The organism is Pseudomonadota bacterium, from assembly GCA_026388315.1.
Taxonomy (GTDB): domain Bacteria; phylum Desulfobacterota; class Syntrophorhabdia; order Syntrophorhabdales; family Syntrophorhabdaceae; genus MWEV01.
On sequence record JAPLKA010000118.1, the window covers coordinates 42046 to 55453 of the forward strand.

Consider the following 13408-nt stretch of genomic DNA (forward strand, 5'->3'; position numbering starts at 1 on the left):
GGGCTCCATGTTATTTACTGAATGACAGGTGCATTACCAGTGCATCCTCATTCGTCTCCGTATAGTATCTTTTCCTTTTGCCTATAATCTTGAACCCGAATTTTGTGTATAAACGCTGAGCATTTATATTACTCTCCCTCACTTCGAGGAAAAACTCAGAAATGTTTCTCCTGACAACATGCGAAACCGTATGGGTTATCAATTTTGAAGCGTATCCTCTTCCCCTGTGATCGGGGTGCACTGCAAGATTCATTATATGCGCCTCATCCTCCACAGAATAGAGCATAATATAGCCAAGGATTTCACTATTTATTTCTATTACTGAGTTTGTCGAGATGGGGGATTCTATGGTTTCTTCAAACATCCTCCTCGTCCATGGAGAGATGAATGACCGCTTCTCTATCTCCAGGATATCTATCAGGTCATCTTCCCTCATTTCCCTTACCATGTCTTCGGCATATGTTGCTGCGGCATTATCTTTTTCCGTCCGCAATCCGAAATCCCCACCTGTGCCGCGAGCGTCTTGGTGGACAGGCGCAATCCGCAATTGTTTCATTCCGTCTTTCATTACTTCCTCAGTATCTCTAAATCTGCCGCTGTATTTATATTCGTGAACACAGAGCGCCCGTTATTATAGAAACTCGTGTGGTCATTCAATACTTTTACGGTAAGAACAGGGAATATTTCTGCAATCTTTAATCTATCCCGTTCAATAGCTGTAAGCATATGTGAAATACATGACCTGCCATATAAAGCGTGGAGCGGTTCATACCCTTTTTCTGTCTTCGGGATGATGATGTCCTCGCCGTTCATTTCGTTCATCATATAATAAATGGCGTTTTCATGGATGAACGGCATATCACAGGCACACACAAACACATAAGGGTCATGCGAATACATTAAGGCCGATACGATTCCTGCCATAGAACCCCGGGCAGGCACAATGTCTTTTATTACGGGTACATGTATACCTTTAAGCGCACTGTGGTTGTTAGAGACAATGACAATATTCTGAAAGACATTTTTTGCCTTATCAAAGACGTAATGTATCAACGCCTTACCGTTTATCTCGAGGGTTGCCTTGTCCTGCCCTATTCGTGTACTGTACCCTCCTGCAAGTATAGCACAGGTGATATTCATTATCGGGAATGTATCATTTTTTATCCTTTGAGTAAAGGAACAGATTTGGAGGTTATCCATGTTCATTATAGTGAACCTTCAATACCTGCTTTAAGTTTTCATTAATAATAATCGTTGACAAAAAAAAATTCATTTACTATACTTGCACAAATATCAATACACAGTGCTGAACAACCATGAACACATCAGAGCAAAAATCTATTTCAATTAAAATTTAGGAGGAGGTATGGCAGGTTTATTTTGGTTTACTGAAAAGCTTAGCAAACTGATGAATGTCATTGCTTACACTGCTTTGACCTTTATTATGCTGCTTACCGTGGCAGATGTTGTCCTGAGATTCTTTGGTCATCCCATCGTCGGGACATTCGAGATTGTCGGGCTTGGAGGTGCGGTAGCGATCGGCTTCGGTATCCCTCTCACCTCTTGGTTGAGGGCCCACATCTATGTTGATTTCATTATTCAGAAGTTCCCCAACTGGGGAAAGAACGCTATGAATATTCTGACACGAGTTGTCAGCATAGCCCTTTTTATCATCATCGGCTACAATCTGTTCATCTATGCAACAGACCTCTACAAATCCGGTGAGGTTTCCTTAACCAGGCAGATTCCGTTCTACCCTATAGCATATGGTATGGGTGTTTGTTGCTTTATTCAATGCCTTGTGCTCGTCACCGACATCGTCAAGGTCATTGGAGGTCAATATGAATGAGGTAACAGTTGGCATCATAGGGTTAGCGATTGTACTTATTATGTTTCTTACAGGTATAGAGCTGGCCTTTGCCATGATTCTAATGGGTTTTCTCGGTTTCGGCTACCTTATATCGTGGAATGCAGCATTCAATCTTCTTGCCAAAGATTTTTATGACGTTCTCAACTCTTATAGCTTTACCGTTATCCCCCTCTTTGTCCTGATGGGCCAGGTGGCATTCAACTCCGGTATTGCAAAAAGACTTTTTGACTCAGCGCATAAATTTATCGGCCACATCCCCGGAGGCCTTGCCATGGCAACGGTCGGCGGCGCTACAGTTTTTAAGGCTATCTGCGGCTCCTCGCCTGCAACAGCAGCGACGTTTGCCTTTGTTGCCGTCCCTGAAATGGACCGCTACGGGTACGATAAGAGACTTTCTACGGGTATTGTTGCAACCGTTGGTACACTTGGCATACTCCTTCCGCCGAGCGTTACCCTTATCATCTATGGCATCATCACAGACCAGTCGATCGGCCGGCTCTTTCTCGCGGGCATCTTTCCCGGCTTGCTCATTGCCCTCTTCTTCATAGGTGTTATTTATGGCTGGTGTAAAATAAATCCTGCAATAGGCCCGAAAAGTGAAAAATCTACCTGGGGTGAGCGCTTCAGAACGCTGCCGGATGTAATAATGGTCATGGTTATCTTTTTCCTGATTATCGGGGGGATTCTTGGTGGCATTTTCACCCCTACAGAGGCCGGCAGCGTCGGTACGTTCCTTGTTTTGCTGCTTGCATTTTCTAAAAGAGATATGAACTTTAAGGGATACATCAAGTCTGCAGGGGAATCTATCCGAACGGCCTGCATGGTCATTATGCTCATTGCCGGCTCTACCGTTCTCGGCCATTTTATCGCCGTTACAAAAATACCCATGATCACTGCAGACTGGATCGTCGGTCTCCAGATGCCCTCATGGATCATCGTTATACTCATCTCACTGATTTACCTTATCGGCGGTTCCTTTATCGACGATCTTGCATTCATGATCCTCGCAACACCGATCTTCTACCCTGCCATTACTCAACTTGGTTACAACCCCCTCTGGTTCGGGATCCTGGCTGCCGTCACTGTTATGATAGGCGTTGTCGTTCCGCCTATGGCCATATGCGTCTTTGTCGTCAAGCAGATTACCAAGACCCCCTTCAATGTTATCTATGCCGGTGTATACCCGTTTTTAATCAGTCTTGTTGTTGGCGGCATTCTTATCTTTCTGTTCCCGGGCATTGCAACGTGGTTGCCAAACTTGTTGATGCCGGGCTGAGAACATCACTGAAAACAACCGAAGGGCTTCCCATTGCGGGAAGCCCTTTTAATTTTCTGTTTACTTTGCGTTGTCTTATCGTACCGAAAAATGTCAAGCAACTTCGAGATCATCTTGATATTCAACTGCTGCTGCTTAGCACTTCTTACCATGCATCTCAAAAAAGATGACAAACACCGATATAATGAAGTATCTTAGGACAGATTATGAATAAGCTGATTGCAATCATAGATGATGAACCTGACATTTTAGAGCTTGTTTCCATCAATCTTAAAAAAGCGAGTTACCGGGTTAAAGAATTTCCCGATTCGGAGTCTTTTTTCAGATCTCTCGCAGCCGAAACCCCTGATCTCGTTATACTGGATCTCATGCTCCCCGATATGGATGGATTCGAGGTATGTAAATTCCTTAAAGGCCAGGACAAGTATACCTCCATTCCTATAATCATGCTCACTGCGAGGGCAGAAGAAACCGAAAAGGTTCTCGGTCTGGAACTCGGTGCCGATGATTATGTAACAAAACCTTTTTCGCCGAGAGAGCTTGTGGCAAGGGTAAGGGCGGTCCTGAGAAGAAATATCCCGAAAGAGGAGACGAAAAGGATTAAAATAGGGGACATTCTCGTTCTTGATCCTGAAAAATATGAGGTTGAGGTGGAAGGCGAAAAAATAGAGCTTACCACGACAGAATTCAAAATATTACAGATTCTCTCAACGAAAAAGGGGTGGGTATTCTCAAGGGATAAGATACTTCAGCATCTCTGGGGGGATGATAAAATGGTACTGGACAGAACTGTGGATGTGCATATCAAGCATCTCAGAGAAAAGCTCGGCAAGGCCTCGATATTTATAAAAAACATCAGGGGCGTAGGGTATAAGCTGGAAGAATGAAGATACCTTTATTTTCGAAGATATTCGGCGGATGCCTTCTCATTATCGCGCTCCTTTCTATCCTTATCCCCTTGCTTTCATTCAATTTGATAAAAACACATTACGTTAATACCTTTACGGATAACCTCAAAAACCTTGCCATTGCTTTAAAGCCGGATGTAACTTCACTTCTGGAAAAACAAAGATTTCAGGAATTAGATGCTTACGTAAAGACCCTAAAGAATCAGATTCACTCAAGAATCACTGTGATTGACGGGGAAGGAAAAGTCTTAGCCGATTCGGAAAAAGACCCGAAAACCATGGAAAATCACAAAATAAGGCCGGAAGTATTGGATGCCCTGTCGGGTGATGTCGGCAAATCATTACGATTCAGCGTAACAGTTGAAGAAGATATGTTGTACGTTGCCCTCCCCATTGAGAAAGACGGCAGGGTATCAGGAGTTATAAGGATCAGCACCTTGCTCAAGCAGATCAACTCTCTGCTTAATGAGCTGAAAATGCACATTTTGTGGATAGCCCTCATCATGACAATCCTCTCCCTTGGGATAGCATTCATGCTTTCACGGGGAGTATCAAGGCCGGTAAAAACACTGGTTCAAGCCATAAAGAGACTCTCCACGGGCAATTTCGATACAAAGGTCTTTTTGAAAAATGAGGATGAGTTAAAGGAATTAGGGAACTGCATTAATGAAATGGCAGCAAAGATGCATGACGTTTTTGATGAGATATCGGCCCGCACCGATGAATTGAGAACGATCATCTCTTCAATCCAGGAGTCGCTGGTAGTGCTGGATAAGGATGGACGGATAAGACTAAGCAACGACAGCTTTGGAAGGCTCATAAAACAAGAGAATGTAGAAGGGAAATTTTACTGGGAAGTTGTAAGGTCACCGGAATTTGCAGAGATGATGAAAAAGGTAGGGGCCGATGGTGGTATCTACTATTCAGGTGAAGTCCATCTATATGACAAGGTTTTTCTCTGCAGCACGAATTATCTGGTGTCGAAAGACGAAACCATAGTATTGCTTCACGACATTACTGACTTTAAAAATCTTGAAAGGACGAAAAAGGAATTTATTGCCAACATATCGCACGAACTGAGAACCCCCCTCACCGCCATTAAAGGTTTCGTGGAAACCCTTGAAGACGAGGAAGATATTAAAAATAAACGCTATCTGGAGATTATCAAAAGACATACGGACCGCCTGATGCACATCGTGGGCGACCTTCTGCTGCTTTCAGAAAATGAGGAAAAAGGCGCTGAACTGGAGCTTGAAGAAGTTTCACTCGAAAACATCATAGAGAATGTTCTTAAGATTTTTGAAAACAGGGCAAAAGAAAAGAATATAAACATCAATGTCACCATTCAGGACACACTCCCTTTCATACAGGCAGATCCCTTTAAGCTGGAACAGATGTTCATCAACCTCATTGACAATGCCATAAAATATACCGAAGAGGGAGAAATCACCATATCAATCACAGAGAATAACGGCCTCATAGTAATTAACGTCAGGGACACGGGAATAGGTATCTCCAATGAATATCTTCCCCGCATCTTTGAACGATTCTATGTAGTAGACAAATCCCGCTCCAAAAGACTCGGTGGCACTGGCCTGGGACTTTCCATCGTAAAGCATATTGTCATGCTCCATAAAGGCGCTATTGACGTTGAAAGTACCCCCGGTAAAGGTACACAATTTACCATCACCCTGCCGATCAATCCCGAATGATTTTCCTTCCCTATTTCTAATAAATCACTTTGCCTCAACGTTGTTTCCTTCACCTGCTTACCAATACCCTTGTTTGTCTTGCGAGATCAACCATATATTTATTGAAGATATATAACCTTGACCCCTTTCTTCTTATATAAGCCAAGGTGGGCATCTGTTGTATAGATCTCCTCACATCCTGCCTGGAGGAATGAGCTCACTATGACGGCATCAAGGCCCGGCATTCCGGTGCCATGGGCGATATGTCCTGCCCGTGATGCTACCTCTTCAGTTATCGGTATTATCGCTGACGATTTCTTTATGTCTTCGATTATCGCAGGATACCGTAAATTACCTGCAAGGAGTTTCTTCTGAAGTTCATAGATGGTAATAGCAGATACCACAATATCACGTTCCTGCCATATCTCTGATGCCAGTTCATTCGCTTCCTCAAGGGCAAAGAAGAAACTCGTATCAACCCCTGTCAGCATCTGCTTCTGACCTTTCCCGGTGTAGCGATTCCCATTCTTTTGTGCCTCCAAGCGGTTTTTCATTCATGAGGGTAGCCAAGACCCTTTTCTTTGCCGCCTTTTTCTCGTCAAGTAAAAGATATTCTTCCAAGGCCTTCCGGATGATTTGTGAGACAGGGGTATTTTCTGTTTTTGCTTTCGTTCTGACGGCCCTCAAGGTATCCTGGTTAAGATAAAAGCTTACAGCCGGCATGACTACCTCCTCATATATCATAGCTTGTTATGATAGTATAGAACGATTCAATAAAAAACCGCAAGGATAGAATTCTTTATTTCATACATTTGAGCGCACCTTACAAATGGCAATCAATATTTGTTACGCATAGCAGGAAACACTTCTCGGCTACCCGATGTACAAATGTTCAGGACGATGGTCGAAAAACGATAACCATTACCGAGAGAAAGGAAAAGGTTGTCAGCGTGGGGAGGTAAGCTCAAACGTCCATATTCTGCCAATGTCCCGTCAGTTCTTCCCCAGATCTAAAACATGACCACAGACTTATTTAGGCATACTACGAAGGTGCATGATACTCTTTTTTTAAATAGATACCTGATATGTTGCCGTGGTACACTGAACAATAAAACAATTCAAGGGGGAAATATGAGGAAAAATCATATAATCATAATCATAGTTTTCTTAAGCGCTCTTTTTATTAACTCCAGAAGCATATTAGCCTGCTCAGAGATATATATTGAAGGAAACGATTCTATTATTTCGGCCCGTAATTTCGATTTTTCATTCGGCGACGGTATTGCCGTTATCACCCCCAGGGGCACCCCCCAAACATCTGCTTACGCGAATAATGACGAAAAGCCTCTTTCCTGGACCAGTAAATATGGAAGCGTAATTTTCAATGTTGAATTGCCGACGAAGAAAAGTATCCCGGCGAGCGTTAATGCCAGCGGATTTGTCCTGGCTGGCGTTGATGGCATGAATGAGTATGGATTTAAGGTCGGAAGTTATTTCCTTGAAACATCAGAGCTTCCTAAAGCGGATAAGCGTCCGGCACTGGCGATTGCATCATTAATTCAGTATTTTTTGGATAACTTCAAAACAGTTAAAGAGGCTGTTTCTGATGTGAAATCTGAAAAATACCGGGTTATTCAGGTCCCTGCGGATATCAAAGGGGATATCGTAAATATCAAGCTGCATTTTTATATGCACGACCCTTCCGGTGACTCAGCTATCGTGGAATACACCAAAGGTAAACTAAAAGTCCATCTTAATCCGCCCGTCCGGGTCCTGACAAATACAATATATGATGAATCTCTGGCAATCCTTAAAAACTATGAAGGTTTTGGCGGCAAGGCGTATATACCTGGCGGGACACAATCCATGGATAGATTTGTGAGGGGGGCTTATTATCTAAAATACCTTCCTGCTCCAAAATCACCAGAAGAGGCGATTGTCTATGGATTTAGCACAGTTCAGATTTTGTCCGAATCTCCTGGGTTTGAACATGGATTTACGCAATGGACCATTGTTTCAGATGTAAAAAATAGAAAGATATTTTTTCGTACTGTGGGTAATCCACAAATAAGTTCCCTTGATTTGAATAAGCTGGATTTTTCAGAAGGACAACCCGTGCGTTATTTAGATTTTCTCAAAAAAGATTTATCAGGGAACGTTGGGTCTTTGTTGACTGAGAAAGGCAAGGGATGGGGAAAATAAATGTCAAATAAGATGCCATGGTATTAACCATTGCCGCTTGAAAGCGGGTATGCTTCTTGTTTGCCCAAAACCATTGACTTCAGGAAGACAGCCGTATTTTGCCGGAATAGGAAACAAGCCGCCAAGCATTTGCACTTTTCAAACCGTATTCGATAAGCCCCTCAAATGTGTATGGTGTAGATAAGTATTTGGCATTAGGCGGCACATGCGTCCGACAAGTCCTCACCACCTCATTACAACGGCACCCCAGGTTAACCCTGCCCCAAAGCCTGCCAGCACCACCACATCGCCTGGTTTGATCCGGCCACCCTCCAATGCTTCATGCAGCGCAATCGGAATGGATGCAGAGGATGTGTTGCCGTATCGATCCAAATTTACCATAAACTTGTCCATGGGCAGATCCATCCTACGGGCCGCTGCCTCAATAATCCGCAGATTGGCCTGGTGCGGTATGATCAGCGCAACCTCTTCCTTGCTGATGTTGGCCATTTCCAGCGCCTGCTCAGTCACCTTTGGCAACATCCGCATGGCAAATTGAAAAACTTCCTGCCCATCCATTTTTACTTTGTGCATATTGGCCGCAATATTTTCAGCAGTCACTGCCGTACGGGTTCCGCCTGCCGGTGTATACAGATGTTTGACTCCCGACCCATCAGCGCCAAGACACATCGATAAAATGCCGTGCTCCGGCAAGGCTGGCCGCAACACAACAGCGCCGGCCCCGTCTCCGATGACGATACAGGACCCACGGTCTTCCCAGTTGGCTATCCTCGAATTTGTCTCGGCCCCGATGACTAATACGGTTCGGTATAATCCGGTGGAAATAAACTGGCTCCCCGCAACCAACGCATAGATAAAGCCCGAACACCCTGCCGAAACATCAAAGGCAGGAGTATTTTTCATTCCAAGCTGTTCCTGAATGATACAGGCAGTTGCCGGCACCAGCAAATCCGGGCTCATGGTAGCCACAACGATCAGATCAACGTCGGCACGATCAATCCCTGCCTGGATCATGGCCCGTTGTGCAGCCACAACACCGAGATCGGACGTTGCCTGGGCCGGATCGACGATATGGCGCTCTCTGATTCCCGTCATTGTTCGAATCCACTCGTCGCTTGTATCCATTGTTTTGGCCAGGTCATGATTCGTCAGCACGGTATCCGGGATACAAACGCCAACACCGGCAATAAGAGCATTGATTAGCATTGTCATACCCCTCGAATTGCTTCACGGTCTGATCTGATAAACGCCAGCAGTTCCTTGGAAAACGGTGTATAAAGCTTCGTTTTCTCGTATTCTGTTTCGCTCCCAAACAATTTCTGCATGAGCAATCCGTCAGTTCCAAACCAGCGCGGAGCCATCCCCCCGAAGAAAAACCCCTTCTCCCGCAGTAAATCAACAGCAGCGCCAATATGAGGGCACGCCATATTAAGTGTGACTTGCAAGCTGATCACCCGGCGCTGTTTTGCTTTGCTCAGGATATCCTCCACCGCTGCAGCCCAGTTGCCGCCGACCATAGGGACCACCACTTTCCAGGTTTTGGCTGAAGCATAATATTTCTCTTCCAGGCTTGTCGACCCATCGGTTGGCAACGCATCTGTCGACGGAAAAAGAATCCTTGGCCGCAGTGAACCGGCAATCCTTTTTAAAATCGTATCATACCGGACCGGCACATATTCGGCCTCCAATAGATCTGTCAGTTCCCAAAAATACAGCACGCAGGATACGCGTGCAGTGCCGGTTTTGTTGCTCTTCCCGTCTTTGAAGCTGTCACCGTCCAGTTGATCCAGTTCCAGTGCGCAGTCAGTCATGCCGATCTTGGCGGCGCTAACCTGCGTAAAAAAGTGACAGCAAACCGTTTCGTTGAAAATCCCGTCGATGTCGGTCATCCGGCACATGGCAGGGTCAAAATAACAACGAATCAAGTGCGACGAAATGTTAGTGTGCGCGTACCCCGGGTCGACTAACATATTTCCGGCTTCCCAAAGGCGGGGATTAGGGGCGGTTTTGAACATCGAAATGTACCCTACCGCCTGTCCCTTCACATCAAAAGCCAATGCTGAAACTAAGCGTCCCGCCTGTATTTCCTTCCATAAAACTTCCGGTTGATAGACATCCTTGACAGGAAAGTCTTCGCCATATAACGATCGAAAAACCGTTCCCACGTGATGGGCGTTCGCTACATCAACGGCAACGATCCGGAATAATTCATCCGGCAATAGATCGGCCTCGCTCAGCAATACGCTTGTCGAAATATTCCACCGCAGCGCCGATCGTTGTGAGGTTTACTGCATCGTCCAGGGGTATCTCAATGGAAAATGCATCCTCAGCCAACACCAGCATCTCCGCAAAATCGAGCGAATCAAGCATCAGGTCATCAACCAGCAACGCTTCAGGCTTCAAGGCTGCCCGGGAAATGCTTTTCTTTTTGAGTTTCAAAATAATCTCGCACACCTTTTCCATAGTTGTCATGCTCATCATTCCTCCCTTTATTTTATTTGATCCGCAAGCGAATCTGCTTCTCCTTACGTGTTTGAACGGTCTTGCCCCCTCATTACAATTCAAAAAGTGAGCCTCGTGCGGGATGATCAGCGCAATTTCTTCCCTTTGCGCTTTTGCCGGTACAGCGTCTGCCCCGTCACCTCCGGCAACAACTGGCAGTTTGCTTTTCAGCATGCGATAAGGATAACAAAAGAAAAACAAACTATCAATACTAACGTATCGATTTTATGGCTAAAAACCAGAGGGCTAATGCCTTTAAAACAAGGGGTCAAGCAATAGTGATTCATCGCTTAAAGAATTATTGAATGCCGTTTGAAACATGGTATAAATTGCTTCTTTGTGAAAAACTTTGTTTCAGGAAGCAAATCCCTACTCCCCTATAATCTTTACGAGTACCCGCTTTTTCCGTTTTCCGTCAAACTCGCCGTAAAAAATCTGTTCCCACGGCCCGAAATCGAGTTTTCCATTTGTGATGGACACCACGACCTCCCGGCCCATCACTGAACGTTTGAGATGACCGTCTGCGTTATCCTCTCCCGTGTTATGACGATACTGGGAAACGGGTTCATGGGGAGCCAGTTTCTCCAGCCACTCGTCAAGGTCCTGATGAAGGCCGCGCTCGTCGTCATTTATGAAAACCGACGCTGTTATGTGCATGGCGTTACAGAGCAGCAGGCCTTCCGTTATACCGCTCTCCCTGAGGCATTCTTCCACTTGAGAGGTGATGTTGATATATGCCCTTCTCGTGGATGTGTTGAACCATAACTCTTTCCGGTAGCTCTTCATCTGTGGTGTTCTCCTTTTTTCTTTTTCTGCCACATTTCCCCCTGAACCTGCAAGGAAAATCATAACAGGAATAAGTTCTCGCACGCGCTATTGAACACCACTTAAAAGCGGTAAGCTGCCGATGACCGCCAAAGGCTCCCTTTCAAGAAGCAGGAATTATTATTAAAAAGTCTCCCCCCACCTTTTCAACACTTGATTGATTTTATCAGAAATAATCCTTCTGGCATCATACCGGTCTACACCACGCATGAGAAGTTCGTCGTATTCTGTTTCGGCGTGCCGTATGTGTGCTACTATTGCAAGGGTTATAGATTTTTCATCGAACCCTTTTGCCTCCTTTGAACGTCCTACCCTACCGCTGTATTTATCGCATGCATGTTCAGCTATTTTCACCTCCAAACCGAGGGGCATGCAAGGATAGTATCGGCGTATCTGTTCGCCGTACTTTTTCACGTATTCTTTATCGATTACTTCGCGTCTTTCGGCCTCACGGTTTCTCCGGCGCTCTCTTGCCTCTGTGTCAGCCAGGCACTCTGTCTCTGCCTGCTCAAGCGCACTCTCTTCAACCAGGAGTCCTTGTCGTTCATATCGCTTTCTTGCCTTTGACCATTTTAAAACAACTGCATATAATTGAGAGTTTTTCTTAGCCCTCCGGGTTAACGCTGTATTACCCGACGGAAGGAACCGCAGGTGTCCCAAGTCAGCACATTCCAGGCACAGCGCCCCTTTGTTTTTGGCGAGGGTTATCCATGCATGTGGTCCGAGATCTTCCCCACACTCAGAGCAAGTTGACTCCCGGGTCGAGATAAAAACCGCTATTTCGCTGTCATCGGTTTTCATAGTTCTTTCGTTCTTTATATTCATCATCTATTATTACAATCAGGTATCAGAATCAAGACAATAATGATTGCCGGATGAAACAGAGTACTTTAGCATTTATGGGGATACAGGATATTTATACAACAATTAATGGTAGGAGGAAGCTATACGTAACAAAAAAATGGTTATCTGAATTATCCCTTTGAAAGAATTAACACAAAATTAACACACCATTCATTACATAATAACAATCACTGTGTATATTAAGAAAAACATTTGCAGGAGGAAAAGATGACCACTTTACGTAAAAAATCGATTGTTGCGGTGCTTGTTTTTGGTTTGTTGCTATTCGGAGTTATAGCTAACGCAGCAGAGAAGGAGCTGATCGGCGCAGGGGCAACATTCCCGCAGCCCCTTTATTCGAAGTTATTCGACGTATACAACCAGCAAAACAAGATAATGATTAACTACCAGGGTATCGGCTCAGGCGGCGGTATCAACCAGCTTATTAAAAAGACGGTTGATTTCGGCGGAACCGATGCGTTCATGACAGAAAAAGAACTGAAAGACGCGGGGGCTCCTGTACTTCACATATCTACCTGCCTCGGTGCGGTTGTGGTAACATACAGCCTTCCCGGCAATCCGAAAATCAATTTTACACCAGATGTCGTGGCGGATATCTTTCTCGGGAGGATTACAAAATGGAATGACCCCAGGATTGCTTCTGCAAACAAGGATGTGAAGCTCCCCGATCTTTCAATCAGCGTTGTCCACCGGGCCGATGGAAGCGGTACAACGTATATATTCAGTGAATACCTTACAAAGGTAAGTAAAGAATGGAAAGAAAAGATGGGAACCGGTAAATCCATAAACTGGCCGGCAGGGCAGATAGGGCAGAAAGGTAATCCGGGTGTGGCCGGCTATGTGAAGCAGACACCGGGTTCAATTGGTTATGTAGAGCTCCTCTACGCAATGCAGAATAAGATGCCCTATGGCAATATAAAAAATAGAGCAGGCAAGTTCGTTGAGCCTACTCCAAAATCAGTCAGCAGTGCGGCAAATGTGAAAATTCCTGATGACACAAACGTTTCGCTTACCGACACAGATGCAAAGGATGGGTATCCGATAAGCGGTTTTACATGGCTTATTTTTTACAAGGAACAGAATTACGGCGGCAGATCAAAGGAAAAGGCCGAAGTGCTGTCAAAGCTCCTCATGTGGATGGTTGGTGACGGACAAAAATATGTTGAGCCGCTCCAGTATTCAGCGTTATCGAAAGAAGCGGCAGACAAGGCAGTGAAGATTATAAAGTCGATGACGTATAAAGGAACACCCTTGTTGAAATAACTAAGCA

General features: G+C 44.9%; 15 protein-coding genes. 6 read left to right on the forward strand and 9 right to left on the reverse strand.

Annotated features, from left to right (window positions below; genetic code table 11):
* Positions 1-10: 10 nt before the first annotated feature.
* Positions 11-568 carry a ribosomal protein S18-alanine N-acetyltransferase gene (rimI, locus tag NTX75_17300; protein ID MCX5817973.1) on the reverse strand — a complete coding sequence of 186 codons (558 nt, stop codon included), beginning with the start codon at positions 566-568 and terminating at the stop codon, positions 11-13.
* Complete coding sequence (locus tag NTX75_17305; GenBank protein ID MCX5817974.1) at positions 568-1206, reverse strand: molybdenum cofactor guanylyltransferase; 639 nt, start codon at positions 1204-1206, stop codon at positions 568-570. Before NTX75_17305 ends, rimI begins: the two co-directional genes overlap by 1 nt.
* Positions 1207-1366: 160 nt before the next feature.
* Between NTX75_17305 and NTX75_17310 the strand changes: the two genes are divergently transcribed.
* The 4 genes from NTX75_17310 to NTX75_17325 all read left to right on the forward strand — a co-directional run bounded on the left by NTX75_17310 (position 1367) and on the right by NTX75_17325 (position 5766).
* On the forward strand, positions 1367-1849 hold the full coding sequence (locus NTX75_17310; GenBank protein MCX5817975.1) for a TRAP transporter small permease: 483 nt from the start codon (positions 1367-1369) through the stop codon (positions 1847-1849).
* Positions 1842-3146, forward strand: coding sequence for a TRAP transporter large permease (locus tag NTX75_17315; GenBank protein ID MCX5817976.1), 1305 nt, complete (start codon positions 1842-1844; stop codon positions 3144-3146). Before NTX75_17310 ends, NTX75_17315 begins: the two co-directional genes overlap by 8 nt.
* A gap of 206 nt (positions 3147-3352) precedes the next feature.
* Entirely contained in the window at positions 3353-4033 is a 681-nt protein-coding gene (locus tag NTX75_17320) for a response regulator transcription factor (protein MCX5817977.1), read from the forward strand.
* Positions 4030-5766 carry an ATP-binding protein gene (locus NTX75_17325; protein MCX5817978.1) on the forward strand — a complete coding sequence of 579 codons (1737 nt, stop codon included), beginning with the start codon at positions 4030-4032 and terminating at the stop codon, positions 5764-5766. Before NTX75_17320 ends, NTX75_17325 begins: the two co-directional genes overlap by 4 nt.
* A gap of 98 nt (positions 5767-5864) precedes the next feature.
* Here NTX75_17325 and NTX75_17330 read toward each other — a convergent pair whose 3' ends face one another.
* Positions 5865-6236: a PIN domain-containing protein gene (locus NTX75_17330; protein ID MCX5817979.1), complete on the reverse strand. Its 372-nt coding sequence runs from the start codon at positions 6234-6236 to the stop codon at positions 5865-5867.
* Positions 6220-6468, reverse strand: coding sequence for a ribbon-helix-helix protein, CopG family (locus NTX75_17335; GenBank protein ID MCX5817980.1), 249 nt, complete (start codon positions 6466-6468; stop codon positions 6220-6222). The genes NTX75_17330 and NTX75_17335 overlap by 17 nt, the downstream gene beginning before the upstream one ends.
* Before the next feature lie 408 nt (positions 6469-6876).
* On the opposite strand from NTX75_17335, the gene NTX75_17340 reads away from it, so the two are divergent.
* A complete protein-coding gene (locus NTX75_17340) occupies positions 6877-7947 on the forward strand; it encodes a linear amide C-N hydrolase (GenBank protein MCX5817981.1) in 1071 nt (356 codons plus the stop codon).
* Positions 7948-8169: 222 nt separating this feature from the next.
* On the opposite strand, the gene NTX75_17345 is transcribed toward NTX75_17340, so the two are convergent.
* The 5 genes from NTX75_17345 to NTX75_17365 all read right to left on the reverse strand — a co-directional run bounded on the left by NTX75_17345 (position 8170) and on the right by NTX75_17365 (position 12075).
* The gene (locus NTX75_17345; GenBank protein MCX5817982.1) at positions 8170-9147 is read right to left on the reverse strand and encodes a ketoacyl-ACP synthase III; all 978 of its coding nucleotides are present in this window, start codon (positions 9145-9147) and stop codon (positions 8170-8172) included.
* An 8-nt stretch (positions 9148-9155) separates the two neighbouring features.
* Positions 9156-10166, reverse strand: a complete 1011-nt coding sequence (locus tag NTX75_17350) for a hypothetical protein (protein MCX5817983.1) — start codon at positions 10164-10166, stop codon at positions 9156-9158.
* On the reverse strand, positions 10156-10623 hold the full coding sequence (locus tag NTX75_17355) for an acyl carrier protein (GenBank protein ID MCX5817984.1): 468 nt from the start codon (positions 10621-10623) through the stop codon (positions 10156-10158). The genes NTX75_17350 and NTX75_17355 overlap by 11 nt, the downstream gene beginning before the upstream one ends.
* Positions 10624-10818: 195 nt before the next feature.
* Positions 10819-11235 carry a secondary thiamine-phosphate synthase enzyme YjbQ gene (locus NTX75_17360; protein ID MCX5817985.1) on the reverse strand — a complete coding sequence of 139 codons (417 nt, stop codon included), beginning with the start codon at positions 11233-11235 and terminating at the stop codon, positions 10819-10821.
* A 162-nt stretch (positions 11236-11397) separates the two neighbouring features.
* The gene (locus NTX75_17365; GenBank protein MCX5817986.1) at positions 11398-12075 is read right to left on the reverse strand and encodes a DUF2293 domain-containing protein; all 678 of its coding nucleotides are present in this window, start codon (positions 12073-12075) and stop codon (positions 11398-11400) included.
* Positions 12076-12345: 270 nt separating this feature from the next.
* Here NTX75_17365 and pstS point away from each other — a divergent pair, with 270 nt between their 5' ends.
* Complete coding sequence (pstS, locus tag NTX75_17370; protein ID MCX5817987.1) at positions 12346-13401, forward strand: phosphate ABC transporter substrate-binding protein PstS; 1056 nt, start codon at positions 12346-12348, stop codon at positions 13399-13401.
* Positions 13402-13408: the final 7 nt, after the last annotated feature.

Coding starts and splice junctions, on each gene's coding strand:
- rimI (MCX5817973.1), bottom strand. CDS start 568: ATGAAAGACGGAATGAAACAATTGCGGATTGCGCCTGTCCACCAAGAC.
- NTX75_17305 (MCX5817974.1), bottom strand. CDS start 1,206: ATGAACATGGATAACCTCCAAATCTGTTCCTTTACTCAAAGGATAAAA.
- NTX75_17310 (MCX5817975.1), top strand. CDS start 1,367: ATGGCAGGTTTATTTTGGTTTACTGAAAAGCTTAGCAAACTGATGAAT.
- NTX75_17315 (MCX5817976.1), top strand. CDS start 1,842: ATGAATGAGGTAACAGTTGGCATCATAGGGTTAGCGATTGTACTTATT.
- NTX75_17320 (MCX5817977.1), top strand. CDS start 3,353: ATGAATAAGCTGATTGCAATCATAGATGATGAACCTGACATTTTAGAG.
- NTX75_17325 (MCX5817978.1), top strand. CDS start 4,030: ATGAAGATACCTTTATTTTCGAAGATATTCGGCGGATGCCTTCTCATT.
- NTX75_17330 (MCX5817979.1), bottom strand. CDS start 6,236: ATGCTGACAGGGGTTGATACGAGTTTCTTCTTTGCCCTTGAGGAAGCG.
- NTX75_17335 (MCX5817980.1), bottom strand. CDS start 6,468: ATGCCGGCTGTAAGCTTTTATCTTAACCAGGATACCTTGAGGGCCGTC.
- NTX75_17340 (MCX5817981.1), top strand. CDS start 6,877: ATGAGGAAAAATCATATAATCATAATCATAGTTTTCTTAAGCGCTCTT.
- NTX75_17355 (MCX5817984.1), bottom strand. CDS start 10,623: ATGCTGAAAAGCAAACTGCCAGTTGTTGCCGGAGGTGACGGGGCAGAC.
- NTX75_17360 (MCX5817985.1), bottom strand. CDS start 11,235: ATGAAGAGCTACCGGAAAGAGTTATGGTTCAACACATCCACGAGAAGG.
- NTX75_17365 (MCX5817986.1), bottom strand. CDS start 12,075: ATGAAAACCGATGACAGCGAAATAGCGGTTTTTATCTCGACCCGGGAG.
- pstS (MCX5817987.1), top strand. CDS start 12,346: ATGACCACTTTACGTAAAAAATCGATTGTTGCGGTGCTTGTTTTTGGT.